Genomic DNA, 26475 nt, shown 5'->3' with positions numbered 1-26475 from the left:
CGACAAAACATATATGTATTTTGGTAATGACCAACTGCCTTTGGTAGAATTTGCGTTGAATAGGAGCGCCGCATGAACGACCGCGTTAGCATAACCGTTGAAAACCACGTGGCCGATGTGCGGCTTACCCGCGCCGACAAAATGAACGCGCTCGATCCGGCCATGTTTCAGGGGATCATATCCGCCGGAGAAGAGCTTGCAGCCATGAAAGGCGTGCGCGCTGTTGTGCTGTCGGGTGAAGGACGCAGCTTTTGTGCAGGGCTTGATATGGCCAGCATGGCAAGCGGTGGTGCAAGTGCGAACAGCGGCATGGGCGGCCTTACAGACCGGACGCATGGCAATGCCAATACATTTCAGCAAGTCGCGATGCTTTGGCGCAAGCTGCCTATGCCCGTCATTGCCGCAGTCCACGGGGTGTGCTTTGGCGGCGGCCTGCAAATTGCCAGCGGTGCGGACATCCGTGTGATCGCGCCGGATGCCCGGCTTGCGGTGATGGAGATGAAATGGGGGCTCATCCCTGACATGGGCGGCTATGCCTTATGGCGCGGCATGGTGCGTGAAGATATCTTGCGCGAGTTAACTTACACCAACCGCGAGTTTTCAGGGTCAGAGGCTTTGGGCTTGGGCTTTGCGACGTTCGTGGATGAAAACCCCCACGTCCGCGCCATGGCCATTGCCCGCGAAATCGCGGACCGGAACCCCGAAGCTATGCGCGAGGCCAAGGCGCTGTTCAACGAATATGCCGACATGGACGAAGACGCGATCTTGATGGCCGAAAGCGTTCGCCAAGCCAAAGTCATTCGTAAGCCCAACCAGATTGAAGCGGTCATGGCGGGAATGCAGAAGCGCGCAGCTACGTTTGTTGATTAAGCCGCTTTAACGCGCAGCCTTTCGAACTCTTCTCTCAGGTCATCAGGAATGGGGGCTGACCCGTCCGCATTGGTTAGCACGATGGTCGTGATACAGGTGGCTTTGCATTCGCCGCCTTGAAAGGCTGCGGATGCGATATCCCAGCTGCTGTTGCCAATCCGCGCGATGCCGCTGGCGATGTCGACGTGCTCGGGGAAATGCGCTTCGGCAATATAGTCCAGATTGACGCTGGCGATCAGCCATCTTTGACCCGGCGCACGGCGCTGGACCTCAATGGCGTGGTTGAACATGCCACGGCCATGTTCGAACAGCCCCGCCATGGACACATTATTGATGTGACCAAGAACATCCATGTCCGCAAACCGCGTTTCGGTGCGATGGCTGAACGGATAGCTGGCAGGGTTAAGCTGCCAAGCCTGAGGTTTGGGCATGAGATGGGTTCCATATTCTACGCTCGTCATGCTGAACTTGTTTCAGCATCTTACTTCCCAACGCGGGGGCATTAAGACCCTGAAACAAGTTCAGGGTGACGAGTCTGGCTTATTAGCTAGGTCTTAAAGACCCCGACCGATGAGTTCTTTCATGATCTCGTTGGTGCCGCCGAAAATGCGCGTCACGCGTGCGGCGCGCCACATGCGGGCGATGGGATATTCATTCATATATCCAGCGCCGCCATGCAGCTGCAGACAGGCATCGACAACTTCCCACTGCAGGTCGGTGTGCCACAGCTTTGCAGCAGCGCCTTCCTCGGCGGTGAGTTCTTTTTTGTAATGGCGGTTCAATGCCCAATCGAGATGCGCCCAGCCAATTTGCAGCTTTGCCTTGATATCGGCCAGTACGAAACGGGTGTTTTGGAAATCCAGCAATGGCTTACCGAACACAATCCGTTCGCGGCAGAACGCGACGGTTTCATCAAAAGCCTTCTGCGTGCTGGCCATTGACGATACGGCAATAGACAGACGCTCCTGCGGCAGTTCGCTCATCAGATAGATGAAGCCTTTGCCTTCTTCGCCCAAACAGTTGGTCATTGGCACGCGGACATCTTCAAAGAACAATTCCGAAGTGTCGGCCTCATCCATGCCGATTTTGTCGAGGTTGCGACCGCGCTTGAAACCATCACGATCAGCCTCAACGAGGACAATCGACATGCCCTTATACGCTGGCTGGATCTCAGTATCGGTTTTGACGCAGACCAAGATCAGGTCGGCGTTCTGGCCGTTGGTGATGTAGGTTTTGCTGCCGTTGATGACATAATGGTTGCCGTCTTTGCGCGCGGTTGTCTTCATACCCTGAAGATCGCTTCCGGTGCCGGGCTCCGTCATCGCGATAGCGGTGATGACCTCGCCAGAGATCATCTTGGGCAACCAATGCTTCTTCTGCTCTTCGCTGCCGTAGCTGGTGATATAGTTTACGACGATATCTGACTGAAGCGAAAAGCCCGTGGCGACGCCGCCATAATAGGCCGACTCTTCGTCGACGATCGCGTTGTAGCCAAAGTCGAGGCCAAGGCCGCCATATTCAACCGGTGCTGTGGGGCAGAGCATGCCGACTGCGCCAGCCTTGGGCCAGATCGATTTTGGAACGATGCCATCTTCTTGCCACTGCTTTGCGTGGGGCGCGACTTCCTTTTGAAGGAACTGGCGAACCGACTGGCGGAACGCTTCATGGTCTTCAGTATAGGCGGTGCGTGGAATGGTATCGAGCGACATGGTGAATCCCCTGCAAGAAGTTACTGCAAAATATGCACCATCAATGGCAGCAAGTTGACGCGGGCGTCAAGCCGAATTTAATCGTTTGATTAAACCGGCTCACCTGCGTCACGAGCACGTTCAACGATGGTGCGTTCGGCCTTAGGCACGCTGCGATAGGCGGCGATTAGCAAAGCCAAGGCAATTGGCGCGACCGCGATGAGCGAGAGGATGCCAACGCGTAAGTTGCCCACCAGCTTCCCATCGACCATTGTTCCGGCAAGATCGGAAATCTGGCCGACCATATAAGGCCCAAAGGACAGCCCGACGAGCGTGGTGCCCAGGAAGAAGGCAGCCGTTGCTGTGCCCCGCATGCGCGGCAGCACAAGGTCCTGTGTGGTTGCGGCAGCGGCGCCAAGCGCCGTTGCGCCAAACATTCCCGCAAGAAATTGCATGATGTAAAACAATATTACATTTTCGGTCGTAAAGCCGATCCAGATTGGAATGACTGGGGCAACGACACCGAATATTATCACCAAAACGCGCCCTGCGGCATGCCGCGCCCGGAGCATATCGGCGACCGATCCGCCGACGATTACACCCAGAAAACCACTCAGCGCTCCACTTCCACCTAAAATCAAAGCCAACTCTGCTTTAGGCAGCTTAAGCACCGTTTCCGCATAAGGAGCGGACCAGAATGCCAGTGCATAGGCCGCCAGCGCGACGAGGCCATAGCCAATGGTCGTACAGATGAACGCAGGCGTTCCCCAGATCAGCTTAAATGTCGCCGGATCCTTGGCCCGCAAGGTCGATGCCCAAGAGAAAACGGCATAATAGCCAAAGCCAACCGCCGACCATTGCGGAAAATTGCCGGTCAGTTGGATCATCGTGTAAGCAAAGGCTGCGATAGCGGCTGCCGTGACTATGTTGATCAATAGCGCCATTGGCCCACGTTGCCACGCACCCCACAACGTAAAGGGCGGGACAATCATGGAAAGATCGCTCGCAAATGCGCGAAATGGGGCAGGGTGCGCCGGTGTAACCAAGCCATCCATCGCGCCGCGGACGGGCTCACGCAATGTTGCAACCCACAAACCGACAAGAACACCCGGAAGGCCGACGGCCACGAATGCCGCATGCCAGCCGACCAGGCCTAGCGGGCCGCCTTGTGGGAAAGCGGCGTCCCAGCTTTGGACAATGAGTGCGCCCAAAAACAACGAAACGCCGCCGCCAATATACAGACCGGACGAGTAAATCGCGAGCGCGGTCGCGCGCTGCCGTTTCGGGAAATAATCGGAAATCAGTGAATAAGCCGTTGGGCTTGCGGTCGCTTCGCCCACGCCGACGCCCATGCGCGCCAAGGTCAGTTCCACCTGATTGCGCGCAAAACCCGACAAGGCGGTCATGATCGACCATAAGGCAAGGCCAATAGACAGAAGCTTTACGCGGCTCCAATTATCCGCAAGTCGGCCAAGCGGAATACCGAATAAAGCATAAAACACCGCGAATGCTGCGCCACCCAAAAAGCCCATGTCGGCATCGGTCAGGCCAAGGTCTGCTTTGATATCTACGGCCAAAATGCTGAGGATTTGGCGATCGATGAAGTTGAGTATGTAGACGATGACAAGGACAATCAGCACATACCAGCTGTAGCTGCTGGCCTCAGGCAGCTTAACCTCTGCTTGCGGGGAAACCGCGCCGTTGTTTTCGCCTTCGACCGTCACACTCACCTTGCTCTCCTTCAATCGCGGTTGTCGCCTTCTGCTGCCATGGCTAGCAGAACAGGCAATCTGCGCAACGATAATTCCCTTTCAATGCATCGAACAGAAGGCGCAGACCTAGGTCCTGACCCTAGTTTGGCGAAAGTGTGCGGGGAACCAGACCACGTTCCGCAAAGCCAATTCCGAGCAGTTGCAATGAAAAAATTGCAATGTGGCGTGTCGTGTTTCGCTTGAATCTGGAACGAATTCCTCCAATATACTGTTTATGCGGCTATCTTGCCGTGTTTTGAGGAGAATTAAGTCATGGCACAGTGGTCCGATCCACGGGTAACCGGGACCCAGTCAAGTCTTGCAGGTGTGAGTTCACGCGCCGGCGATATCGCTTTTGACGCTGGTCTGCGTTCGCATATGCTCAAGGTTTATAACTATATGGCGTCAGGCGTCTTGCTGACGGGCATCGTTGCGATGCTGTTTGCACAGACCGAACTGGCACGAAATCTGATGGTGAACCCAAGCCTGATGAGCTGGGTTATCATTTTATCGCCACTGGTCGTCGTAATGGCGATGAGCTTTGGCCAAGGTAAGTTTTCTGCTGCTACGCTTCAGGCGATGTTCTGGGGATTTGCGGTATTGATGGGCCTATCGCTGGCACGCATCTTCATGATGTTCACCGGTGAGTCCATCGCGCAGACCTTCTTTGCAACGTCAGCGGCTTTCGCGGGATTGAGCCTGTGGGCTTACACAACCAAGAAAGACATCAGTGGCTGGGGAAGCTTTCTCATCATGGGAATGGTCGGCTTGATTGTTGCGTCGATCGTCAACATCTTCCTCGGCTCCGACACTTTGGGTTGGGTTATCAGCTGTGCAGGTGTGCTCATCTTCGCTGGTCTGACCGCTTATGATACGCAACGTATCAAAAGCGAATATTTCTACCTTCAGGGTACAGAAATGATCGGCAAGGCTGCAGTCATGGGCGCACTGACGCTGTATCTGGACTTCATCAACATGTTCCAATTCTTGCTGAGCTTCCTCGGTAACCGCGAATAAGTCATCGACGGTTCAGCTTGAACGACACAATATGGCCCGGTGGGAAACCACTGGGCCATTTTCTATGGGATTTGGTCGAACAGGGCTTTTCATTCGAACGAAAATCCTGTTGGAATCAGGAATCGCAAATCGGAGAGATCAAATGCGTCGGGGCATGAAAAATCTAGCTGCCATCATCATGGTGACTGCGGTTGCAGCTTGCGCCCCTGCGCCGGTGAAAGTCGTACCTGCACCCATTTCACTTCCTGCGCCGCCGCCGCCCGCTATGCCTTTGCCACCCGGTGGCGCGGCGCTGTCGATGGCGATCCCACCTGTCGGGCTTGATGGCGTTCGCGCTACGCCAAACCGTGGTTTAAGCCGTGAGGAACAAATCTGGCATTTTCGGTCAGCTTTGAACGTAGCGGCATTGAATTGCCAAGGGCCAGCATGGGGCCAAATCGCGACCGAGTATAATAAGTTCATCGTTATTCATAAGGCGATCTTGTCGAAAACCAGCAAAGCGATCGACCGGGAATATGTCGCCCGCTATCCCGGACAAAATGGTCTGCGAGTTCGCGATACGCGTATGACCGATTTGTATAATTACTTCGCTTTGCCGCCCGTCCGTGCCCAATATTGTGACATGGCGCTGCGCAAACTGACTGAGGTCAATACCGTGCCCACAGTTGCATTGCCCGAATATGCAATTGGCGGCCTGGCTGACATTGATCGCGTGTTTGTCAATTTTTACGATGCATATGTGAAATATGAACGCGATTTGGCCGACTGGAATATGAAGTACGCGCCGAAGCCGTTTTATGCCCCAGCTCCGACATCGAACATGACCGCGCCACCAGCCGCATCATCTGCGGCACCCACAACGTCGTCGTCCAATCCCGGCTAGTTTTTTTGGCTTAACCGGCGAAGGCAGCCTGCGCCTCGCGCAAGTGATGGTCAGGCCATGCTGATATAATCGCGCATTGCGGCGGCTTCGGCCTCAATTTTGTCGATACGGTGCTTCACCAAGTCGCCAATTGAGACAAAGCCGACAAGGTCATCCCCTTGGATTACGGGAAGATGGCGAATGCGCCGTTTCGTCATCAGCGATAAAGCCGACAGGATTGCGGTGTCGGGCGCAACGGTGATGGCCGGAGCCGTCATTGTGTCCGCAACCGTCTTTCTCAGGAAAGCCGAACCATGACGCGCGACACCGTAAACAATATCGCGTTCGGAAAAAATGCCGACAACGGCTTTGCCATCGACAACGGGCAGGGCACCAATCCGGTTTTCGGCAAGCCGCGAGACCACATCACCGACACTTTCGTGCGGCGCAGCGGTGAACACATTGCCTTGATGGTTGGCCAATATCGCAGAAATCGTCATCGACTCTCTCCCTATGTCCTTGCCCTTGATGGAACTTATAGCATAAGGCGACCGTATCAAGCTATGTCTCGCCCTTCCCGCCTCGATGATCCTGAATATGCCAACTTCGCATGGCGCCGTTATTGGCGGCTGATGCGTTGGATGTTTGGTGTGACATTGATTGTGACCGTGGGCGCGCTGGGTGCGTTCTGGTGGCAGAACGGGATGGTTTCCATTCACTTCTTCATCGCCACCGCCGGTGCAATAACCGGCGCAATCATGCTGACCGCCGCTTTGATGGGCCTTGTTTTCCTGTCTAGCGGGTCTGGTCATGATGAATCCATCGACGACCCTTTTGAAGACGAAGCCGACCGGTGACTGAGGCCGTTCGAAATCTTCCAAAACGGAATGACCCGGTTTTACGGGTTGTTCCGGGCCCTGCCGATATCAACGCCAATGGCCACATCTTTGGCGGTTGGGTATTGGGGATGATGGATCAGGCCGGCGGTATCTTGGCTGGACGGATTGCTCAGGGCGCGTGTGCGACGGTAGCCATTGAGAAGATGGAATTCATCGCGCCGATTTTGTTGCGCGACATTATCTCCGTCTATGCAACGCTCGAACGGCGTGGCCGTACTTCGATGGGCATCCGCGTTGAAGTTATCGCGACCCGTGCGCGTGGCCAACAAGAGGTCAAAGTGACCGAAGGGCTGTTTACCTTTGTTGCCCTAGATGACGACCACAAGCCACGGGCACTGCCCGAAAGCTAGAGGTTGTCGCGCCATTCGTGTGCGATCAACGGCGGAAGGATTGATTATTCCGCCGCTGCCGCTTCATCATCGCCGGCTCGTTTAACGCGGCGGGCGCGTGGTTTGCGCTCGGGCTTTTCCATATCCGCGTCACTGTCGTTTGATGAAATCGCTATCGACGGCGGCAATACGGCGAGATCAAGACCTGCGGGCGCATCGTCTTTTTCTTCGCTGTGGTGGCGGCGCGGACCGCGATTTGCGGACCGGTTATTGTCGGAACGATCATGACGGTCGGCCCGTTCCGGACGACGTGGGCGGCTTTCGCGCTGTTGTTCGCGTGGCGCGCGCTCTTCGGTGTAGACATCATCTTGCGAAACGGAATCAGTGTCCATTCCATCGGAAGAACCTTGTTCGTCATAATTTTGCGAACGATCATCATTCTGCCAATCGTCGCGGTCTTCACGATTATCTTCGCGGGGACGACGTTCGCCTTGCTGTTCCTGACGGGCTTCTTGACGAGCGCGGAAATCGGCCAATACGCGGAAATAATGGTCGGCAAATTGCAGGTGATATTCGGCGTTTACGCGGTCGCCGTTAAACTGCGCATCTTGCGCTAGCTTTTTGTATTTTTCCAGCATCTGCGCTGCGTTGCCGCGCGCACGATTGTCGATCTGGTTCTGATAGTCGAAACCGCTGCGGTTGTTGTTTTGCTGGCGATTATTGTTGTTACGACCGCGGCGACGATTGTTGCTTTGCTGCTGCCTGTTGTTGATATTCATCAGGGCTGACCTGTCCTTTTTTAGCACTTTAACATTGCAGGAAGCCCCGAAACCCAATCTTTGGGTTGCGCCAAGGTCGACCGAGACCTTGAAAAATTTTCCAACTGCGCTGGGGGCGGCTTCGCGCTAATCTCCGTGATTCTCGGGTTTTGCTGCGACGCTGATTTGCGTTAGCGGTTCGGTTGCGTGATTCCAAGCGAAAAGCGCAAGGCGCGTGGATTGCCGGAAAGGTCGTGGGTTAATTCGGAGGTGAGCCCGGCGTCGGTGCCCAATTTTGCGACGGATTTTGACTGGTTAAATCCGATTTCGAAGACCGCGATTCCGGTGGTTTTTAGCAGTTTTTTGAGGGTTTTTAGAAGTATGCGATAGTCGCGCAGACCGTCAGGGCCGGCGAAGAGGGCGCTGTGCGGTTCGTGGCGGGCGACCATGTCTGCAAGCGGTGTTGCGTCCTCAATATAAGGGGGGTTGCACATGATGAGGTCGAATTGCCCCAGACCGTCGGCCCACCCGTCCAAAGTCCAATCGCGCTGTTCGAAGTATGCGCGCGCGTCCAGCCCAAGGCGCGACGCGTTGCCCGATGCGACCGCGAGAGCCGCCGCGCTGGCATCAATGCCAACACCTTCCGCCCCCGAAAACACCGACAAAGCCGCCAGCAACAACGCGCCCGACCCCGTGCCCAAGTCCAAGATCCGCGCCGGCGCACCCCGTCCGGCAAAACCCGCAATCGCCACCTCAATCACCGTTTCGCTGTCCGCACGCGGGATCAGCACATCGGGCGTCACTTGCAGGTCGAGGTCCCAAAAGGCCTGCATTCCCGTGATATAGGCCACCGGTTCATCCGCCACCCGCCGCGCGAGATACGCCGCAAACCCTGCAGGCACAGCAAGGTCATGCATCCGCAACAACATCGCCGACCGGTCCATGCCCAAGGCATGCGCCATCAACAATTCGGCGTCCAGACGCGCGGTCGCGCTGACGGGCGTCAGGGCATCGGTCGCATCGCGCAGCGTTGAGGCCAGATTAGGAGCAGGTCCATCCATACCCCGCCCGTAAACCCAAGCCGCCCGAAAGCAAAGCGGTCCCGCGCGCATACATCGGCGCGCCGCCATTTTATTTCACCGCACACGCAACCATCTGCCGACTTTGCACCGCATTCTCTCATTGGTGCACTGTCACCGTAATTGCACTGCGTTACCATCTCATTCGTCATGCTGAACTCGTTTGTGCGATGCACGCCTTCGGCTCCAGCATCTTACTTTTTGAGGGCGGTTGGAATTAAGATCTTGAAACAAGTTCAGGATGACGGGGGGTGTCAGGATGACGGCAGGGATGGTGGGATGACGGCGGACTCGAGGCGTCCCCTAACCCATAATCTCCGCCTGCGCGTATCCAAGCGCTTCGCCCAATGCCTGCAATCGGCGTTGGACGCTGTTGGATTGCAATCGCACGGCGGAGCCGGTGAGGTGCAGGCGCAGCGTTGCGCCGTCGCCGTCAATGCGGCTGTCGGCCAGCGCGCCGCCGGTGCCGCCGTCAAGCCGATGCGCCAGGCGGATGGCGAGGCCCCAGATCACCGCTTGCGCGAGTGCGCCGGGTGTGGCCAAGGCGGTGAGCATTTCGGGCAAGGTCCGCTTTCCGGCATGCACCGTCCACAAAGCCGCGGCTATCACCGCGCGGTCGCTTGCGTTTACGCCGGGCCAGCTGCCGTCCAGTGCCAAATCGAGCGCGTGGTCCGCGCGATATTCCGGATTTGCGTTCCACACGCTGTCGGACAGCAAACAGGCCGCCCGGCACAGCCGCGCATCATTGGCGCTTTGTCCGGCGAATACAGGCGCAATCCATTGCGCCAACGCGTCCCCATGAAAGGGAAACCGGCCCAGCCGTTCGCCTTCAAAACGTGCGGCAGCGATCAGCGGGTCGTCTTGGCGCTCGGCGGGGGTCAGCTGTTCAAACAACAATCCCTCACGCAGGCCATAGATGCTGGTGACCAGCTTGCTTGGTTTCAGCAGGCCCGATATGCCAGCGAGCAACGCATTGGCCCCCGGCAGCGCCGAAATACGGCCTGTGGCAACAACATTGGAGCGGGCTAAGGCGTCTTTGTCGTTCACCATCGCCATCATCAGTTCGGGCGCGTCGGCGGGCATTTCATAATTGGACAGGATGGTCAGCGGATATCCGGTCTGGTGCATGTGCAGCCGCGCGAATGTCCGCCACGATCCACCGATCATGTAAAATGGCAGGCCGGTTTCGATGGGGAAACCCGCTTTTCCAACCGCTTTGGCAATATCATCGCGCAGCATCTGGCTAATCTGCTTGGTCGTTTTGCCGTTCAATATGTCATGCCGCAATGTGCCGAGCGGCAGGGACACGCGCGTGCCCAGTTTTCCGTCGGATATGCGAATAAGCTCAAGGCTGCCACCGCCAAGATCGCCGACATAGCCATTGGCATGTGGGTTGTCGCTTAATATGCCGAACCCGGCCGCGGTTGCCTCTGCATCGCCATCCAGCACCTCCACATGAATGCCGAGCGCCGCTGCCTTTTCGACCAGCTCATGGCCATTTTTGGCTTCGCGTGTTGCGGCGGTGGCGACCACGCGCATCGTGTCGACCTTCATCGCCTTTGCCAGCGTTTCAAAGCGCGCCAATGCGGCCAGCGCCTTTTTCATCGTGGTTTTATCAATGATGCCATCGCCCGCGAGGCAGGCGCCAAGTTTTACGCGGCTTTTTTCATTGTAAATCGGCAGCGGCGCGCGTGGCAGCCCCGCATAAACGACCAGTCGTACTGTGTTGGAGCCAATATCAATGACGGCCTGACGCACCGCCTTCATCTTTGTCGGATGAGGCGCAGCGTTGGAACCTTCTTGTCATCTGCAAGCGCGCCTCCGCGTCCGGATAATGACGCGTTGGTCATGAAATAATGGTGCAAATTGAAAGGCATGGTTCCTGCTTTGACTCGCTCATATCGGCCGTCTGACCGCAGCATCCAGCTTTGCTGGTTGTCGAGCAGGTTTGCAACCATAACCTGATCCAGAATCTGGTCATGCACCGTCGGGTTTTCGATCGGCAGCATATATTCGACACGGCGGTCGAAATTGCGCGACATCCAGTCCGCGGACGAGATGAACACTTTGGCATCCGGATTGGGAAGGTCCGCGCCATTGCCCATCGCCCAAATACGGCTGTGCTCCAAGAAACGGCCAACCACGGACTTTACGCGGATGCGCGAAGACATGCCCTTGACCCCGGGGCGCAGGCAGCAAATGCCGCGCACGATCAGGTCAATCTCCACGCCCGCTTCGCTGGCTTCGTACAATTTGTCGATAACGGCCTTGTCGACCAACGAGTTCACCTTCGCCCAGACAGCGCCTGACCGCCCCGCCGCAACATGCGCGATTTCGTCATCAATCAGCGACATGATTTTTTCACGCAGGCCAAGCGGGCTCATCGTCAAAAGCTTCAGTTCCGTTGGCGGGATATAGCCGGTGATATAATTGAAAATCTGCCCGGCATCATGCCCGACGCGCGGGTCCGCGGTGAAGAAGCTGATGTCGGTATAGACCTTGGCCGTGATGGGGTGGTAATTGCCCGTGCCCAAATGGCAATAGGTCCGGAATCCGTCCGCCTCACGCCGCACGACCAGCGAAATTTTGGCGTGGGTTTTCATGTCGACAAAGCCGTAGACGACTTGGACGCCCGAATTTTCCAGCTGCGACGCCCAGTGCAAATTCTGCTCTTCGTCAAACCGCGCCTTTAGCTCGACAATGGCGGTGACGGATTTGCCCGCATCGGCGGCCTCACACAAAGCGCGAATGACCGCGGACTGCTTTCCTGCGCGGTACAATGTCTGCTTGATCGCAACGACATCCGGATCAACCGCCGCTTGCTGCAAGAATGCGAGCACCGCGTCGAAGCTTTCATAGGGGTGATGGACGACGATGTCTTTTTGGCGGATCGCGGCAAAGCAGTCACCATCATGTTCCAAAATGCGTTCGGGAAAGCGCGGCGAATATGGCGGGAATTTCAACGTTGGCCGATCTTCGTCCACCAATTGCCCAAGGTCGCCGATGCCCAAGAAACCGACGGTTTCGACAACGATGGATGCGCCAGCGCCAAGTTCTGACCGGATTAAGGTCGCCAGTTCCGCGGGCAGCCCTTTTTCCAGCTTCAGCCGGATAATCCGGCCACGACGGCGGCGTTTGATCGCGCTGCGGAAATAGCGCACAAGATCTTCGGCCTCTTCCTCCACCTCGATGTCGCTGTCACGGATAACGCGGAATGCGCCGGCCGCGACAAGCAGGTAATCCGGAAACATCTGCCCGACAAAATGCTTAATCAACGCCTCGATCGTGACAAAGCGCGTGCCCGGGCCGGGCAATCGGATGAAGCGCGCCAACGATTGCGGGATCATCACCAACTGGCGCACGACTTCGCCATCGTTTTTCCGGCGCATATCGAAAATCAGGCTGATGCCCTGATTGGGGATGAACGGAAACGGGTGGGCGGGATCAAGCGCTTGCGGCGTTAGAACCGGAAGAATTTGTTCCTCAAAATATTTCCCGACCGCAGCTTGAAGACTTTTGCCAAGGGCGGATGGCTCAACGACCTTAATGCCCTCTGCCGATAGTTCGCGCATCAATTTGCGCCACAGCTTTTGCTGCTGGATCATGAGGCGGTCGGCCGCGGCAACGGTTGCGGTCAGCTGTTCAGACGGGGTGCGGCCATCGATTGACAGTTCTTCAATTTTCCGTTGTTGTTGACCGCGCAATCCAGCGACGCGGACCATGAAAAATTCGTCAAGGTTCGTGCCGGAAATCGACAGAAAGCGCAGCCGTTCAAGCAGCGGATGCGCCGGGTTTGACGCCTCTTCCAGCACGCGTTCGTTGAATTTGAGCCAAGATAATTCGCGGTTAAAATAGCGCGCGTCCTCAGGCGTTTTCAAGGGCTTCACTTTGCTTGAACCGGGCGCGGGCTTCACGAAAAAATATCCTTTTTAATTGGCTCATGCGGCGTGCCACGAAAACATTACATATTTACGGCAAGCATTTCGCGGCGTGTAACAGCATTGCCGCCGAAACATCATCGTCCATATACTGGCCAGGCACAACCCCCGCCAACCGCTACGCCAACCTAAACCGCATATTTTGGGGAAAATATATGCAACTGCGGGTGTGATTTGCCGGTGGGCTTTTGGGTAGGCAAAACACTAGGTTGCAATAGTCGTCTGTCGGGCTAATTGCAGGCCATGGCAAAAATCTGGTTTGACGACGCACTTGATCTCAATTCGCTCACTGAGAATGGTGGCGATTGCATGCCCGGCTATGTGGGCATTCGGTTCATCGATTATGGCGACGACTGGATCAAGGCCAGCATGCCCGTCAATGAGCGCACCAAGCAACCTTATGGCCGATTGCATGGCGGCGCGTCTGTTGTGCTTGCCGAAACGGTCGGATCGGTGGGCGCGGCGATGACTGTGGACCGCAGCAAATTTGCGACCGTGGGCATGGAAATCAATGCGAACCATATTCGTCCTGCAAAGGACGGTCTGGTTTTTGCAACGGGAAAGGCCGAATCCATTGGCCGGACAACACAAATCTGGTCGATCCGTATTGAGGATGAAGCCGGAAAGCTGGTGTGCATTTCGCGCATCACGATGGCCGTCATTTCCACCGAACGCGCCTAAAATATTGCGTTTCGGGCCGATGGCGTCCACGGGTAAAAGATAGATGACACCGTTAGACAGAATTTGGGGTGCAGGCGAATGTCGCTTCGATATGTAAGAGAATTTAAAGGCTTTGCCGGGATCAGGATTGAAGCGGACGATATCGGTTCCGCCGATGAACCCTCGATCGTCCTGCTGCACGGCTTTGGACAAACGCGTAAGGTCTGGGAAGATGTCGCCGTTGGCCTTGAACAGGCTGGCCGGCACGTCATTAACGTGGACCTGCGCGGCCATGGCGGCAGCGATTGGCCGTCCGATGGCCGTTATGACATCGACGCCTTTGTAGACGATTTACGCGCGGTTCTGGGGCAGATGCGGACGCGACCTGTGGTGGTGGCGGCAACGCACAGTGCATGGATTGCAACGATGGCGCTTGCCGAGGACGCGGCGATGTTGGCGTCTGGGCTGATCCTACTCGATTCCCCTGCACATACCGATGCCCAAGCGGTAAAGGTTTCGGCCGAGAAGCTTTCTGCGGCCTTGGGGCAGGGGCTTGCGCCATCCGAATATGACAGCAAAATTTTCGCGTCATTCGGCACCGACGGTGTGGATGCGCGGCTCGCGCAAGCCGCACCGCAGATCAACATTCCCGTATTGGTGGTGCGCGGCGCACTTGGCGCGTCGGACGGCGTTGCCCCGCAAACGGGCTTTGCCTCCGCTTTTCCCAATGTCGAAGCGATTGATGTCGATGGCGGCGGGCTGCTGATCGTGGCGGAACGAACCGAAGCGTTCAACGGCTTGCTGATCGATTTTCTGGAGCGCAAGCAACCGCGCTTCATTCCCGAATATCGATCGGGCTCCGATGCGCGCACGTTGCGTGATGCAATGGGCTGCTTTGCAACGGGCGTGACCATCATCACCGCCCATGCGCCCGACGGGCGGCCCGTTGGCCTGACGGCGAACAGCTTTACCAGCGTGTCGCTTGACCCGCCGTTGCTGCTCGTGTGTATCGCCAACAATTCGGGCAGTGCGGAAGTTTTGCGCGGGACGGATGATTTCGCGGTCAACGTGCTGCAGATTGGCCAGCAACCGGTGTCCAACCTGTTCGCGGGAAAAAGCGAAGATCGCTTCTCCGGAACGCGGTGGGAAGTCGGCGAATATGGCGCGCCTATTTTGCCCAGCTCGCTCGGTATATTTGAATGCAAACGGCATACATTGCACGAGGCGGGGGACCATTTCATCCTCGTCGGGCGCGTCGAAAAAGCGAGCTTTGAACCGCGCCGCGATCCTTTATTATATTTCCGCGGCAAATACCGGCGTCTGCACTTCACATAACACCTGCTCGCATTGACTCGTGAAAAGCGATGCCGTAAACTGGTTTCAAATGTAACCAGTTTCGCAGGAGCAGTAGCATGGCCGATTTGTTCGAAAATCCGTTGGGTCTCGATGGGTTCGAATTCATCGAATTTTCCGCGCCGGAAAAAGGCCTGCTGGAACCTGTGTTCGAACGCATGGGTTTTGCGCGCATTGCCCGGCACCGGTCGAAAGACGTGGACCTATGGCGTCAGGGTGAAATCAACCTGATCGCCAATTATGAACCCAAAAGCCCGGCGGCGTATTTTGCGGCGGAGCATGGCCCGTCCGCCTGCGGCATGGCGTTTCGCGTGAAAAATGCGCGGATCGCTTATGACGAAGCGATTGCCCGCGGCGCGGAACCCGTTGAGACACGTACGGGCCCAATGGAGCTTCGGCTGCCCGCCATTCGCGGCATTGGCGGGGCGATGATTTACCTTGTTGATCGCTATGGTGACGCGCTGTCCATTTACGATATCGATTTTGATTATCTGCCCGGCGTGGATCGCAACCCCGCAGGCGCTGGCTTCAAGATTATCGATCACCTGACGCACAATGTATATGGCGGACGCATGGCGCATTGGGGTAGATTTTATGAGCGCGTCTTCAATTTCCGTGAAATCCGCTATTTCGATATCAAGGGCGAATATACCGGCCTCACCAGCCGCGCGATGACTGCGCCCGATGGCAAAATCCGCATTCCGTTGAACGAAGAAGGCAAAGCAGGCGGCGGGCAGATTGAGGAATATCTGCGTGCCTATAATGGCGAAGGCATTCAACATATCGCCTTTTCCTGTGATGACCTGCCGGCGTGCTGGGACCGGTTGAAAGCGCTGGGCACGCCATTCGCGCCGCCACCGCCCAAGGCCTATTATGATATGCTGGAGGAGCGCTTGCCCGGCCATGGCGAGCCCGTCGACGAACTGCAATCACGCGGTATCTTGCTCGATGGTTCCACCGAAGATGGCGACCCACGGCTGCTGCTGCAGATATTTTCGCAGACGATGATTGGGCCGGTGTTCTTCGAGTTTATCCAACGCAAGAAAGACGAAGGCTTTGGCGAAGGTAACTTCACCGCCTTGTTCAAAAGCATTGAGCGCGACCAGATTGAGCGCGGCGCGCTGACGGTCGGCGGGGGCGCGATATGACCGCGCCCATCGCGCTTCGCCGCATTCACCATGTGGCCTATCGGTGCAAGGACGCGAAAGCGACGGCGGATTGGTATGCGCGCGTTTTGGGCATGGAATTCACCACCGCCTTTGCCGAGGATCATGTTCCGTCCACGGGGGAATATGACCCCTATATGCACATCTTCCTCGATTGCGGCGGCGGCAATGTCATCGCCTTTTTCGAACTGCCGAACCAACCCGATATGGGCAAAGACCCCAACACCCCGGCATGGGTTCAGCATATCGCGTTTGAGGTCACGGACCTTGACGCCCTGCTTGCGGCAAAAGCGCATATCGAGGCGCAGGGCATTGATGTGGTCGGGCCGACATTTCACGGGATTTTCCGGTCGATCTATTTCTTTGATCCCAACGGCCACCGGCTGGAGCTTGCATGCAACATCGGCACGCCGGAACAATATGCCGAATTAAAACGCGTCGCGCCGTTGATGCTTGCAGAATGGAGCGAAACCAAAAAGGCCCCGCGCCATGCCGACTGGCTGCACATTGATCCGGACAAGCAAGCTTAGGCGTTACGTGGTCACGCAATTGGACGTTGCGTCCCATTCACTGTTGGAAAATGGTGCCCGGAAGAGGACTCGAACCTCCACGCCGTTGCCAGCGCCAGCACCTGAAGCTGGTGCGTCTACCAATTCCGCCATCCGGGCACAGGGTAGGGGGCGCGCTTAGCGGTATTTGAAGGGCTGTGTCAATGCAAAGGCGGGGGGACGTCATAATATTTGCGGGCATAATGCGGCTGCATTTGCCGATTGGGCCATGGCGAAAAGAAGCTTGGCACTTTCCGGATAGCGCGCGCGTAAAATATCTGACAATTAACGGGCATGATAAAAGTCTGCAGAGGGTAGGTCATGATGAAACGGATGTTTTTGGGTGCGGTTGCGACGCTTGCTTTGACCTCCGCTGCAGGCGCGCAACAGTCGCCATTGCCTTATGGTAGCCCGGTCACCCTTGCGCAGGCAAAAACGATTGTCGCCGCCGCCGAACAGTCCGCACGGTCGCGCAATTTCACTATGGCCTTCGCTATCGTCGAACCAAGCGGCGAGCTTGTGCTGTTCCACAAGATGGATGGCACGCAATATGGGTCCGATCTGGTTGCCCGCGAAAAAGCGCGCACCGCTGCGCGCTTCAAACGGAGCACGAAAGCCTTTTTCGATTCCATCGCCGGCGGACGCAACGCCGTGCTAAGCCTGCCGGGTGTGGTTGCCATTGAAGGTGGCACGCCGATTGTCATCAACGGCCGGATTGTGGGCGCAATTGGCGTCAGCGGCGGAACGTCCGAACAGGATGGCGAAGTCGCCGCTGCGGCTTTGATCGGTTTGGAATAAGCCGCCGATAGGTCCCATTGCGCATTCCGCTAAAGGATAGGCGCCGAACGCGCGCTTCGCAGCGTTTCTGTGTTTGCGGGTATCGATTAGTGGATGGTGACGATCAAAGAAATTTGCGACTTATAATGCTTTTGGACACTGCCATCGAACGACACGGTGGAAAGTGAGAGATGAGAATACTGCTCAATCAACCAAGATGGGGATTGATCGGCATGGCAGCTTTGCGCCCAATTGCTGACTTAGCAAAAAGCGGGCATCCTAAGGAACTACGGCCATAGCTGAATTGCAAAACGATGCTGTGTAGCGGCCGTCAAAACCGGAAACCGTATCCGACCCCAAGGGTGAATTGTGTAGCACGCCCGCGTTCCCTAACCAGCGGTGAATTCTTGGCCACTCCACCAAGTCGCTCCAAGCTGGAAAAGGCGGTAATGGCGCTCTGACGATCAAGCGGACAATTCATCGACCCGCCGAAGCCGTATGACACTAGACCTCCATTGGGCTTATAGATGCCCAAGCCCGAGCGTACCGACTGTCCAGCGTCAATACCAAAGTACGTCCGAGTAAAATCACTGCTCGCTAAAGTTGCACGAGGCCCAATGTTAAAAATTCCGCCACCACTGCGTACTCGATAAGACAGTGAGAAATTTCCAACAGTTCCCTCATGTCCTCCAAATCCGTGCATTGTCTCGATACGACCGCGCCACTGCTGACGTGAGCCAAATAGTTTCTCCACGAACCCACCAACTTCGGCAGTTGCACCAACATCACCAAGACCAACCAATGCGTCGTTCCCGCTTGTGACTGCGAAAGGCGATGCGCTGCCGTCTTCTTCCCGTCCAAACCGGAGCTTAGCAATCGGTCCAGCTTTCAAGTCACCTGTGTTCACGGCGTTCCAGCCAGCTCCATCGGGGATCGAAGCGAAAAGGGTATCGCCGTAGTTTGCGCGCAAATCAGGAAAGATGGATAGGATATAGTCCTCAGACCCCTGCCATGCATTAGAAAATACAGGCGCCACTCCCACCGTGACTGACCAGCCCTCATCAAGTGCAGGGCGATTAGGGGCACCGGACGGCTGAACAGGTTGGGCGACGCTTGGGCTACCACAGACCGCGGCCAACAATAAAATAACTACTCGCACCTAGTTTTCTCCAGAAATGTTACCCGCGACATAACCAGGCGCCTTGAAATCTCAAGAGCTTACCTAACGACCTTCAAGAAACGCGGGGTCAGCGTTAGAGCGAGACACTTTTAACGCGCGCCTGTCGGCTGTTATCATTTTAGTTAGAGTAAGCGGCTGCAATATACCCTCTCGGACTATAAAGCAGACCGTCCGCTCCCGGCCCAATCCATGCCGTTCGCCATGGCTGCCTGAGGCGCGACGACCGGATCAAGCGCGTTCAATTGACCGGATTCTAAGCGAATCCTTCAATTCCGCAGAAAAAAGTCGGTCAAAACGTTAGACGGAATGTTAGACAGAGCGACTCTTATTTGTCTTTTATTCCCTAAGTCATTGAAAAGTGGTAGACGCTGAGGGGTTCGAACCCACGACCCGCTGATTAAGAGTCAGCTGCTCTACCAACTGAGCTAAGCGTCCCCATGTCGGGCTGGCCAGATGCGCAGGCCCGTTTGGAGCGCCGCCTTTGATGGGTTTCGTGGCCTTTGTCAAGCATGACAAAGCGACTTATTGGAATTGTCCACGCTTTGCGCCCGGGTGGCGCTCAATGGACATCATGATTCCCACGCACAGCATCATGGTCAGCATGGATGACCCCCCGTGGCTGACAAAAGGCAGGGGAATGCCCGCGACCGGCGCGAGGCCCACAACCATCAGAAGGTTGATCATGATATAGAAGAAAATCGTGCAGGTCAGGCCGGCGGCGACGAGCTGCCCGTACCGCGTCTTGCTCTGCATCGCGACGCTCAGGCCCCAGCGCATGAGCAGATAGTACATGAACAGAATGAAAAAGCCGCCAACGATGCCCCATTCTTCCGCCATGGTGGCAAAGACGAAATCGGTATGTCCTTCCGGCAGATAATCCAGATGGCTTTGTGTGCCGTTTCCGAAGCCTTTGCCGAATATGCCGCCGGACCCGATCGCGATTTTCGACTGGGTGATATGATAGCCTGCACCAAGCGGATCATTTTGCGGGTTGAGGAAAATCAGAACGCGGTCTTGCTGATAGGCCTTTAATCCAAAGAAAAACACCAATGGCGCAAGAACGGCGACGCCCACGCCGGCGCTGATGAAATATATGAGCGGAAGACCCGCCATGAAGCCAACGACGCCCAGGCCGAAGGCGTACGCAATGGCGGCGTCAAAATCCGGCTGAATGATCACCAATATGCTCGGCAGCAGCAGGATAGCGCCCAGCGGCCAAATGGCGTCAAATCCGTAAATACGGTTCGGTGGAAGGCGGTCGAAAAACCATGCAGCGGCAAGCACCATCACCGGCTTCATCAGTTCGGATGGCTGCAGCGTGATGATGCCAAGGTTAATCCAGCGTTGGCTGCCGCCGCCCACAAAGCCCATCAGCTGCACCACGACAAGCAGGACAAGCAGCAACAGGTATAAAGGAAAAGTCATCGACTTCCAGAATTCAAGCTTCATCCGCGACATCGCGATGGCCATGGCAAGCAGGACCACGAACCGGATGACATGCTTCCCGGCCCATGGTTCAAAGTTACCACCTGCTGCGGAATAGAGGACAGTCGCGCCAAAGCCGACCAAGGCCGACAATATGAAAATCACGCGCCACGGCAGGGCTGCAATCGGGGCAGGGACTATGCCGTTCATGTCGTCGGATCCAGCGGCGGGGGTGCCGCCGGTTGACCTTGGAAGGCCGCATATTTGGATGCCATGCGTTGTTCGATATTGCCGCCCCAGCTAGCTTCAAGCGCTTCCAAGGACGCCATCGCTTTTTCGCGATCATAGAGGAACGTCAGAACGTCTTTCGCGATCGGTGCTGCGGCCCGCGCGCCGCCCATGCCATGTTCAATGACGACCGACGCGCCATAGCGTGGGTTATCGACAGGCGCGAAGCACACGAACAGGCCATGGTCGCGATATTTCCAAGCGCCCGATTGCCCACGCTGCGATCCTGCAATGCGGCGCACTTGCGCGGTGCCGGTTTTTCCGGCCATCGCGATGCCCGGAATCTCCAGCCGGCTGCGTACGGCGGTGCCATCGCCGTTGACGACGCGGTTCATGCCTTCGCGCACAACGGCCAAATGTTCTTCGGGGAAGTTGAGTCTGCCCGGCGCCGGGCGTTTTTTAAGGATGATTTCGGGTTGAATGTTCAGACCCGATGCGATGCGCGCTGCCATTATGGCCAATTGGAAAGGGCTAACCGAAACATAGCCCTGACCAATGGTCGCATTCAGCGTGTCAGATTCGCTCCACTTTTGGTCATATTTGCGCATTTTCCATGCGCTATCGGGAATGGTGCCATATCGTTGCGATGGAAAGGGAAGGGGAAATTCCTGCCCCAGACCGAGCGCTTTTGAAAATGGTGCAATCGCGTCATAGCCAATGCGGCGGCCCATCGCATAGAAATAGGTGTTGCAGCTTTTCATCAGCGCGTCGGCCATGTTTATCGGGCCGTGACGCCCTAGGCATTTGAACACGCGGTTACCCAGCCGGTATCCCCCGCCACACACAACGGTTTCTTCTGGATCGACGCCATGATGCAGCATCGCAAGTGCCGCTGCGGGTTTTACTGTCGACCCCGGCGGATACAGCCCTTGCAATGCTTTGTTGAGCATCGGAATATGGTCGTCCGAATTCAGCATTTTCCATTCGATGCGGCCAATGCCATCGGAAAAGCTGTTGGGATCATAACATGGCATGGACGCCATCGTCAGTATGTCGCCCGTCAGGCAATCGAATATCACTACGGAACCGGATTCCAGCCCCAGTCGGCGCGCGGCGTAATTGTGCAGGTCGATATCAATGGTCAGTTGAACGGGTTTCCCGGGTATGTCCGGCCGGGTGGCCAAGTCGCGGACGATCTTGCCGCGGGCGGTAACTTCGGTGCGCTTTGCGCCGGGTTCGCCCTGCAAGCGGTCCTCCAGCGTCTTTTCGAGGCCATCCTTGCCGACCTTGAAACCCGGGGTGATCAGCAGCGGGTTTTTGTTCTTTTGATATTCTTCGGCCGATACCGTGCCCACATAGCCGATGAGATGGCCCACCGCCGCCCCGCTTGGGTAAAAGCGCGAATATCCCTGCCGCGGGCTGACCCCGGGAAGGTCGGGCAGGCGGACGCTGACAGCGGCGAAGCGTTCATAATCCAGCCCGTCTGCAACTTGAACAGGCTGAAAGCCCTGTGCCAGTTTCAACTCGCGATGAATGCGGTCGACATCGTCGGTGGACAAGGCCAGCAGCTCCGCCAGCGTCTTGACGGTCTGTTCCTTATTGGCGAGCCTGTCGGGGATGATGTCTACACGAAAATCCGCACGATTGGTTGCGATGGGTTTGCCATAACGGTCAACGAACCAACCGCGACGTGGCGGGATGATGGTTAGGTTGACCCGGTTGCTTTCGGCCAGCAGCTTATATTTCTCGTTATCGGCCACGGCGATATAGGACATACGCGCGGCAACGGTCAGGCCGATCGCTGCCTGCACGCCACCTACAAAAGCGGCACGGCGGGTGAACGTGAAATCAAGCTGTCCGGATGTAACCTGTTTTTCGACCTTCATGTTGCCAATCGCCAGCTGTCGAGACGTGCGCATATGCGCACGGCCAGCGGATATAGCAATATGGACAATATGATTTGCGGAATCAAAATAGCGGGTTCAGGCGCGGCGTGCGCCATGCCCGCAATCCACAATCCACCCAGCAGCACAGCCGCGATAACAATAGCTGCAATAAGCCAATCCTGAAGATGATCGCGCCAGACAGCCCGCGCATCGATAATCTCGATGAAAAGCATAGCGAGCGACCACAACAATCCCGCGCTGCCAAAGGGCTGGCCGCTGAACACATCATCCATCAAACCAAATGGGACGCCGGACCAAACGGGCAGAAGCCCGGGACGCATCAGACGCCAGCTTAAAAACATCAACAGTCCAAGTGGCGGCAACAGCGGTTCCGCGGTGAATATCGGCAACGCCGTAATCATCGATGCGATAGCGACCGACGCAATCGGAATGGCCAGCATCTTGAGCAGCGATTGTTCGCGGTCAAAACGGGATTCATATTCCCGTGCAGGACGGGTGGGCAGGCGAATGGTCGTCACCGGAATTTTCATTCCGCAACTTCCTTGGTTTCACCGTCAGGCGCCGCCGCCTGCTGGGCCGCGCGTGCTTCGCCCTGATATGGTCGCATCACCACGGCATAAGGCGTATTGCCCGGGTCGGCATAGGGTATCGCCAACGCACCATCGCTGGTTTTTTTGATAACGCGTGCGAACGGAATATTGGGCGGATACAGCCCGCCATTGCCCGAGGTGACGATGATATCGCCGACCTTGAACGGGCTTTCGCCCAAGTTCAACGGCTTGATCAGCACCGTGCCATTGCCAAGCCCCGCCGAGAAGGCGGGCAGGCCATCGCTGACGCGCATGACTGGAACCAGATTTTCAGCGTCGGTGACGAGAAGAATACGTGCCGTTGTCGGGCCAGTTTCGATAACGCGGCCAATCAATCCGGAAGGACCGCGTACCGGCTGCGCGCGCTCCACGCCAAAGTTGCGGCCGATGGACAATGTCGCCACGCGCCGCGTGCTGGATGCGGTGGAACTGATGAGGCGGCCCACGGCGACTTGGCTTTCGCCGTCCTCGGACAATTTCAGCAATCCGCGTAACCGCGCGTTTTCGACGCGCAAGGCTTGCGCCTCGATCAGCTTTTTCCGGTTGACCTTGGCTTGCTTTTGAAGCGCGGCATTTTGGGAACCTGCGTTGATATAAGCCGCCGCGGTCGCATTCATGTTCTGCGCCGACCGGCGGACATTGGTGAACATACGCGCGACCGGCGCTGTTATTTCTGCCCCTGCGGCACGAAGCGCGGAAAAGCCGGCTGGATCAGCCACCGATATTGCCAGCAACAAGGCAGCCACTATCGTTCCTGCAATCGCGACGACATAGGTCACGAACAGGCCATATTGCGCCTTTCGGGAAAATCCGGGGCGCCGGTGTTTGGGCGGCGCCATGCTGAGACCTATATCAGGCGGTCAGCAAGACGCCACGGAAGATGGGGTCTTCCATCGCCCGGCCTGTACCGATTGCAACGCAGGTCAGCGGGTCTTCGGCGACCGTGACCGGCAGTCCGGTTTCATCACGCAGATATTCGTCGAGGCCAGCCATCAACGCGCCGCCACCGGTCAGGACAATCCCTTGATCGACGATGTCCGCCGCCAGTTCTGGCGCGGTATTTTCAAGCGCGATGCGCACACCTTCAAGGATAGTGCCAATGGGTTCCGACAAGGCTTCGGCAATCTGGGCCTGGTTGATCGTAATTTCCTTTGGCACGCCGTTTACAAGATCGCGGCCCTTGATGTGCAATGTCTGGCCAACGCCATCGGCGGGTGGACGCGCGGTCCCGAAATCCTTCTTGATCCGCTCGGCCGTCGCTTCACCGATCAACAGGTTATGGTGTCGTCGGACATAAGAGACAATCGCCTCGTCCATCTTGTCACCTCCGGTACGAACCGAGGTGGTGTAGGCAAGGCCGCGCAACGAAAGCACGGCAACTTCGGTGGTGCCACCGCCGATGTCGACAACCATCGAACCGATGGGTTCCGTCACAGGCATATCCGCGCCGATGGCAGCAGCCATGGGCTCTTCAATCAAGAACACTTCAGAAGCACCTGCGTTGGACGCGGCATCGCGAATCGCGCGGCGCTCGACCGATGTCGAACCCGACGGGACGCAGATGACGATTTCGGGGTAGCTGAACATGCGGCGCTTGCCGTGCACTTTGTGGATGAAGTGCTTGATCATCTGTTCGGCCACATCGATGTCGGCAATAACGCCGTCGCGCAACGGACGAATGGCTTCAATGCTGTCCGGGGTCTTGCCCATCATCAGCTTTGCATCGTCGCCAACCGCCTTTACGCGCTTGATACCGTTTATGGTTTCAATCGCGACCACCGACGGCTCGTTCAGGACAATCCCTTGACCGCGTACGTAGACCACCGTGTTTGCGGTGCCGAGGTCGATTGCCATGTCTTGTGATGCGAAACGGAAAAACTTGCCAAATACCATTTAATTTCCACCCAATCCGTTTTGGAGAGACTCCTTTGGAGCGCGTCCAAATAATCGCGCGGTCCTAGCGGAATTTGCTGTTTTTAAAAACAGATATTTGGCTGGAGTGCGAACGATTAAGGAGTCGCTTGGGCTGAGCGCTTGGGCTAGGAACCTGCGTATGTCAATAAGAAGGCTCCCTGAAAATCTGGTCAACCGCATTGCCGCCGGTGAAGTGGTGGAAAGACCGGCCAGCGCGTTAAAAGAGCTGGTGGAAAACGCCATCGATTCGGGCGCCCGTAATATTTCGGTGCGACTGGGTGCGGGTGGAATCGACTTGGTCGAAGTCACTGACGATGGCTGCGGCATGTCGCCTGCTGACATGGCGCTGGCATTGGAACGCCACGCGACGTCGAAACTGCCCGATGAAGATATCGAAATGGTCTCCACTTTGGGTTTCCGGGGGGAGGCTTTGCCATCAATCGCCAGCGTGTCCAAAATGACGTTGGAAAGCAGGCCTGCTGGTGCCGAAGGCTGGACGCGGACGGTGGACCATGGCGTGTTGATCAGCGAGGGCCCAGCCGCACTGCCGCAAGGCACGCGCGTTCGAGTTGAAAATCTGTTTGGCAATGTACCCGCCCGCCGCAAATTCCTGCGCAGCGCCCGCGCCGAATATGCCGCCGCGCTCGACGCCATGAAGCGGCTGGCGATGGCGCGGCCGGACATTGGCTTTACCGTTGAGCATGACGGCCGGCGCGTGCTGGCAGTGCAACCCACCAGCGCACGGCCCGAACGCGTGGCCGCGCTGACCAGTGGGGAGCTTATCGACAACAGCGTGGCACTTGATTTCGAACGCGAAGGCGTGCGCCTTGGCGGGGTGGCGAGCTTGCCCACCTATAATCGCGGCGTTGCGGACCACCAGTTCCTGTTCGTCAATGGGCGTCCGGTAAAGGACCGGCTGCTGATTGGTGCCGTGCGCGGCGCTTATGCCGAAATGTTGGCGCGGGACCGGCATGCCTTGGTGGCGCTGTTCATTGATCTGCCGCCGACGCAGGTCGACGTAAACGTCCATCCGGCCAAGACAGAAGTCCGCTTTCGCGAACCGGCGTTGATCCGCGGCATGATCATATCCGGGCTGCGCCATGCGCTTGACCAGTCCGGTTTCCGCGCGGTGCAACGACCATCGGCGGACGCGCTTGCCGCATGGCAGCAGGAACCGATCCAGACCGCGCAAGGTGACATTTTTGCTGGGCCTGCCGCCGCGATCGGATCTGGCTATCAGGGGCAATATGGCCAGCGTCCGCCTTATCCGTCGGTATATGAAAACCGCAGCAGCTTTGCCGACTTAGGCGCGATCCCCGGCGAAGACCTCGCGCCACTCTGGGGCAGGGCCGCCGTCGCCCACGAACCCGTGCCCGAACGCGCCAGCCACCCGCTGGGCGTCGCACGCGGTCAGGTTGCGAACACCTATATCGTTGCCGAAGCCGAAGACGGCCTTGTCATCGTTGACCAACATGCCGCGCATGAACGGCTCGTGCTCGAACGGATGCGCAAGGCAATGGCTGCCGCAGGCGGCGC

Annotated in this window: 25 protein-coding genes and 2 tRNA genes; 11 read left to right on the top strand and 16 right to left on the bottom strand. The window is 57.0% G+C overall.

Annotation, left to right across the window (positions count from 1 at the left end; genetic code table 11):
* Positions 1 to 72: 72 nt before the first annotated feature.
* A complete protein-coding gene (locus tag ACIQ5B_RS03845; protein WP_397597869.1) occupies positions 73 to 870 on the top strand; it encodes a crotonase/enoyl-CoA hydratase family protein in 798 nt (265 codons plus the stop codon).
* Here ACIQ5B_RS03845 and ACIQ5B_RS03840 read toward each other — a convergent pair.
* The 3 genes from ACIQ5B_RS03840 to ACIQ5B_RS03830 form a co-directional block, all read right to left on the bottom strand.
* Positions 867 to 1301 (bottom strand): acyl-CoA thioesterase, encoded by a 435-nt coding sequence (locus ACIQ5B_RS03840; RefSeq protein ID WP_397597868.1) that lies wholly within the window; start codon positions 1299 to 1301, stop codon positions 867 to 869. The two genes, ACIQ5B_RS03845 and ACIQ5B_RS03840, sit on opposite strands and share 4 nt — an antisense overlap.
* A 123-nt stretch (positions 1302 to 1424) precedes the next feature.
* On the bottom strand, positions 1425 to 2579 hold the full coding sequence (locus tag ACIQ5B_RS03835; RefSeq protein WP_333569209.1) for an acyl-CoA dehydrogenase family protein: 1155 nt from the start codon (positions 2577 to 2579) through the stop codon (positions 1425 to 1427).
* Between the two features lie 89 nt (positions 2580 to 2668).
* Complete coding sequence (locus tag ACIQ5B_RS03830) at positions 2669 to 4228, bottom strand: spinster family MFS transporter (protein WP_397597870.1); 1560 nt, start codon at positions 4226 to 4228, stop codon at positions 2669 to 2671.
* Between the two features lie 354 nt (positions 4229 to 4582).
* Here ACIQ5B_RS03830 and ACIQ5B_RS03825 point away from each other — a divergent pair, with 354 nt between their 5' ends.
* Both ACIQ5B_RS03825 and ACIQ5B_RS03820 read left to right on the top strand, forming a co-directional pair.
* Positions 4583 to 5326, top strand: coding sequence for a Bax inhibitor-1 family protein (locus tag ACIQ5B_RS03825; RefSeq protein ID WP_397597867.1), 744 nt, complete (start codon positions 4583 to 4585; stop codon positions 5324 to 5326).
* A 154-nt stretch (positions 5327 to 5480) separates the two neighbouring features.
* Complete coding sequence (locus tag ACIQ5B_RS03820; RefSeq protein ID WP_397597866.1) at positions 5481 to 6209, top strand: hypothetical protein; 729 nt, start codon at positions 5481 to 5483, stop codon at positions 6207 to 6209.
* A 50-nt stretch (positions 6210 to 6259) separates the two neighbouring features.
* On the opposite strand, the gene ACIQ5B_RS03815 is transcribed toward ACIQ5B_RS03820, so the two are convergent.
* On the bottom strand, positions 6260 to 6688 hold the full coding sequence (locus ACIQ5B_RS03815) for a CBS domain-containing protein (RefSeq protein WP_397597865.1): 429 nt from the start codon (positions 6686 to 6688) through the stop codon (positions 6260 to 6262).
* Positions 6689 to 6751: 63 nt separating this feature from the next.
* Here ACIQ5B_RS03815 and ACIQ5B_RS03810 point away from each other — a divergent pair, with 63 nt between their 5' ends.
* A complete protein-coding gene (locus ACIQ5B_RS03810; RefSeq protein WP_397597864.1) occupies positions 6752 to 7045 on the top strand; it encodes a hypothetical protein in 294 nt (97 codons plus the stop codon).
* Positions 7042 to 7437, top strand: a complete 396-nt coding sequence (locus tag ACIQ5B_RS03805; protein ID WP_183941793.1) for an acyl-CoA thioesterase — start codon at positions 7042 to 7044, stop codon at positions 7435 to 7437. Before ACIQ5B_RS03810 ends, ACIQ5B_RS03805 begins: the two co-directional genes overlap by 4 nt.
* 44 nt (positions 7438 to 7481) lie before the next feature.
* Here the strand turns inward: ACIQ5B_RS03805 and ACIQ5B_RS03800 are convergent, their stop codons facing one another.
* The 4 genes from ACIQ5B_RS03800 to ACIQ5B_RS03785 form a co-directional block, all read right to left on the bottom strand.
* Positions 7482 to 8195 (bottom strand): DUF4167 domain-containing protein, encoded by a 714-nt coding sequence (locus ACIQ5B_RS03800; RefSeq protein ID WP_397597863.1) that lies wholly within the window; start codon positions 8193 to 8195, stop codon positions 7482 to 7484.
* A gap of 170 nt (positions 8196 to 8365) precedes the next feature.
* Positions 8366 to 9235 (bottom strand): peptide chain release factor N(5)-glutamine methyltransferase, encoded by an 870-nt coding sequence (gene prmC / locus ACIQ5B_RS03795; protein WP_397597862.1) that lies wholly within the window; start codon positions 9233 to 9235, stop codon positions 8366 to 8368.
* Positions 9236 to 9556: 321 nt separating this feature from the next.
* Positions 9557 to 11020 carry a Ppx/GppA family phosphatase gene (locus ACIQ5B_RS03790; protein ID WP_397597861.1) on the bottom strand — a complete coding sequence of 488 codons (1464 nt, stop codon included), beginning with the start codon at positions 11018 to 11020 and terminating at the stop codon, positions 9557 to 9559.
* Positions 11017 to 13167 carry an RNA degradosome polyphosphate kinase gene (locus ACIQ5B_RS03785; RefSeq protein WP_397597860.1) on the bottom strand — a complete coding sequence of 717 codons (2151 nt, stop codon included), beginning with the start codon at positions 13165 to 13167 and terminating at the stop codon, positions 11017 to 11019. Before ACIQ5B_RS03785 ends, ACIQ5B_RS03790 begins: the two co-directional genes overlap by 4 nt.
* A 267-nt stretch (positions 13168 to 13434) precedes the next feature.
* On the opposite strand from ACIQ5B_RS03785, the gene ACIQ5B_RS03780 reads away from it, so the two are divergent.
* From ACIQ5B_RS03780 to ACIQ5B_RS03765, 4 genes are all read left to right on the top strand, one after another.
* Positions 13435 to 13872 carry a hotdog fold thioesterase gene (locus tag ACIQ5B_RS03780; protein ID WP_324478008.1) on the top strand — a complete coding sequence of 146 codons (438 nt, stop codon included), beginning with the start codon at positions 13435 to 13437 and terminating at the stop codon, positions 13870 to 13872.
* Positions 13873 to 13950: 78 nt separating this feature from the next.
* Positions 13951 to 15186, top strand: coding sequence for an alpha/beta fold hydrolase (locus ACIQ5B_RS03775; RefSeq protein ID WP_397597859.1), 1236 nt, complete (start codon positions 13951 to 13953; stop codon positions 15184 to 15186).
* A 77-nt stretch (positions 15187 to 15263) separates the two neighbouring features.
* Positions 15264 to 16352, top strand: a complete 1089-nt coding sequence (gene hppD, locus ACIQ5B_RS03770; RefSeq protein WP_397597858.1) for a 4-hydroxyphenylpyruvate dioxygenase — start codon at positions 15264 to 15266, stop codon at positions 16350 to 16352.
* Positions 16349 to 16900 (top strand): VOC family protein, encoded by a 552-nt coding sequence (locus tag ACIQ5B_RS03765; protein ID WP_397597857.1) that lies wholly within the window; start codon positions 16349 to 16351, stop codon positions 16898 to 16900. The genes hppD and ACIQ5B_RS03765 overlap by 4 nt, the downstream gene beginning before the upstream one ends.
* 51 nt (positions 16901 to 16951) lie before the next feature.
* Here ACIQ5B_RS03765 and ACIQ5B_RS03760 read toward each other — a convergent pair.
* A tRNA-Leu gene (locus tag ACIQ5B_RS03760) sits at positions 16952 to 17038 on the bottom strand.
* 201 nt (positions 17039 to 17239) lie between these two features.
* Between ACIQ5B_RS03760 and ACIQ5B_RS03755 the strand changes: the two genes are divergently transcribed.
* Positions 17240 to 17716: a heme-binding protein gene (locus ACIQ5B_RS03755; RefSeq protein ID WP_397597856.1), complete on the top strand. Its 477-nt coding sequence runs from the start codon at positions 17240 to 17242 to the stop codon at positions 17714 to 17716.
* Positions 17717 to 18026: 310 nt separating this feature from the next.
* Here ACIQ5B_RS03755 and ACIQ5B_RS03750 read toward each other — a convergent pair whose 3' ends face one another.
* The 7 genes from ACIQ5B_RS03750 to ACIQ5B_RS03720 all read right to left on the bottom strand — a co-directional run bounded on the left by ACIQ5B_RS03750 (position 18027) and on the right by ACIQ5B_RS03720 (position 24918).
* Positions 18027 to 18731: a MipA/OmpV family protein gene (locus ACIQ5B_RS03750; RefSeq protein WP_397597855.1), complete on the bottom strand. Its 705-nt coding sequence runs from the start codon at positions 18729 to 18731 to the stop codon at positions 18027 to 18029.
* Between the two features lie 503 nt (positions 18732 to 19234).
* A tRNA-Lys gene (locus tag ACIQ5B_RS03745) sits at positions 19235 to 19310 on the bottom strand.
* A gap of 87 nt (positions 19311 to 19397) precedes the next feature.
* Positions 19398 to 20510: a rod shape-determining protein RodA gene (rodA, locus tag ACIQ5B_RS03740; RefSeq protein ID WP_397579570.1), complete on the bottom strand. Its 1113-nt coding sequence runs from the start codon at positions 20508 to 20510 to the stop codon at positions 19398 to 19400.
* Positions 20507 to 22447, bottom strand: coding sequence for a penicillin-binding protein 2 (mrdA, locus tag ACIQ5B_RS03735; protein ID WP_397597854.1), 1941 nt, complete (start codon positions 22445 to 22447; stop codon positions 20507 to 20509). The genes rodA and mrdA overlap by 4 nt, the downstream gene beginning before the upstream one ends.
* A complete protein-coding gene (mreD, locus tag ACIQ5B_RS03730; protein ID WP_397597853.1) occupies positions 22411 to 22965 on the bottom strand; it encodes a rod shape-determining protein MreD in 555 nt (184 codons plus the stop codon). The genes mrdA and mreD overlap by 37 nt, the downstream gene beginning before the upstream one ends.
* Positions 22962 to 23864, bottom strand: a complete 903-nt coding sequence (gene mreC, locus ACIQ5B_RS03725; protein ID WP_397597852.1) for a rod shape-determining protein MreC — start codon at positions 23862 to 23864, stop codon at positions 22962 to 22964. Before mreC ends, mreD begins: the two co-directional genes overlap by 4 nt.
* Positions 23865 to 23877: 13 nt before the next feature.
* Positions 23878 to 24918, bottom strand: a complete 1041-nt coding sequence (locus ACIQ5B_RS03720; RefSeq protein ID WP_397597851.1) for a rod shape-determining protein — start codon at positions 24916 to 24918, stop codon at positions 23878 to 23880.
* 160 nt (positions 24919 to 25078) lie between these two features.
* Here ACIQ5B_RS03720 and mutL point away from each other — a divergent pair.
* Positions 25079 to 26475: DNA mismatch repair endonuclease MutL (gene mutL / locus ACIQ5B_RS03715; protein WP_397597850.1), on the top strand; the 1397-nt coding region annotated here is incomplete at its 3' end.

The sequence above is a fragment of the Sphingorhabdus sp. genome (assembly GCF_044374345.1).
Classification (GTDB): Bacteria; Pseudomonadota; Alphaproteobacteria; order Sphingomonadales; family Sphingomonadaceae; genus Sphingorhabdus_B.
The sequence above is the reverse complement of the archived record's forward strand: the minus strand, read 5'-3'. Positions and strand labels throughout refer to the sequence as shown.

Excerpts from the sequence above, each read along its gene's own strand:
- ACIQ5B_RS03845 (WP_397597869.1), top strand. The coding sequence starts at position 73 with ATGAACGACCGCGTTAGCATAACCGTTGAAAACCACGTGGCCGATGTG.
- ACIQ5B_RS03840 (WP_397597868.1), bottom strand. The coding sequence starts at position 1,301 with ATGCCCAAACCTCAGGCTTGGCAGCTTAACCCTGCCAGCTATCCGTTC.
- ACIQ5B_RS03835 (WP_333569209.1), bottom strand. The coding sequence starts at position 2,579 with ATGTCGCTCGATACCATTCCACGCACCGCCTATACTGAAGACCATGAA.
- ACIQ5B_RS03825 (WP_397597867.1), top strand. The coding sequence starts at position 4,583 with ATGGCACAGTGGTCCGATCCACGGGTAACCGGGACCCAGTCAAGTCTT.
- ACIQ5B_RS03820 (WP_397597866.1), top strand. The coding sequence starts at position 5,481 with ATGAAAAATCTAGCTGCCATCATCATGGTGACTGCGGTTGCAGCTTGC.
- ACIQ5B_RS03815 (WP_397597865.1), bottom strand. The coding sequence starts at position 6,688 with ATGACGATTTCTGCGATATTGGCCAACCATCAAGGCAATGTGTTCACC.
- ACIQ5B_RS03810 (WP_397597864.1), top strand. The coding sequence starts at position 6,752 with ATGTCTCGCCCTTCCCGCCTCGATGATCCTGAATATGCCAACTTCGCA.
- ACIQ5B_RS03800 (WP_397597863.1), bottom strand. The coding sequence starts at position 8,195 with ATGAATATCAACAACAGGCAGCAGCAAAGCAACAATCGTCGCCGCGGT.
- prmC (WP_397597862.1), bottom strand. The coding sequence starts at position 9,235 with ATGGATGGACCTGCTCCTAATCTGGCCTCAACGCTGCGCGATGCGACC.
- ACIQ5B_RS03790 (WP_397597861.1), bottom strand. The coding sequence starts at position 11,020 with ATGAAGGCGGTGCGTCAGGCCGTCATTGATATTGGCTCCAACACAGTA.
- ACIQ5B_RS03780 (WP_324478008.1), top strand. The coding sequence starts at position 13,435 with ATGGCAAAAATCTGGTTTGACGACGCACTTGATCTCAATTCGCTCACT.
- ACIQ5B_RS03775 (WP_397597859.1), top strand. The coding sequence starts at position 13,951 with ATGTCGCTTCGATATGTAAGAGAATTTAAAGGCTTTGCCGGGATCAGG.
- hppD (WP_397597858.1), top strand. The coding sequence starts at position 15,264 with ATGGCCGATTTGTTCGAAAATCCGTTGGGTCTCGATGGGTTCGAATTC.
- ACIQ5B_RS03765 (WP_397597857.1), top strand. The coding sequence starts at position 16,349 with ATGACCGCGCCCATCGCGCTTCGCCGCATTCACCATGTGGCCTATCGG.
- ACIQ5B_RS03755 (WP_397597856.1), top strand. The coding sequence starts at position 17,240 with ATGATGAAACGGATGTTTTTGGGTGCGGTTGCGACGCTTGCTTTGACC.
- rodA (WP_397579570.1), bottom strand. The coding sequence starts at position 20,510 with ATGAACGGCATAGTCCCTGCCCCGATTGCAGCCCTGCCGTGGCGCGTG.
- mrdA (WP_397597854.1), bottom strand. The coding sequence starts at position 22,447 with ATGCGCACGTCTCGACAGCTGGCGATTGGCAACATGAAGGTCGAAAAA.
- mreD (WP_397597853.1), bottom strand. The coding sequence starts at position 22,965 with ATGAAAATTCCGGTGACGACCATTCGCCTGCCCACCCGTCCTGCACGG.
- mreC (WP_397597852.1), bottom strand. The coding sequence starts at position 23,864 with ATGGCGCCGCCCAAACACCGGCGCCCCGGATTTTCCCGAAAGGCGCAA.
- ACIQ5B_RS03720 (WP_397597851.1), bottom strand. The coding sequence starts at position 24,918 with ATGGTATTTGGCAAGTTTTTCCGTTTCGCATCACAAGACATGGCAATC.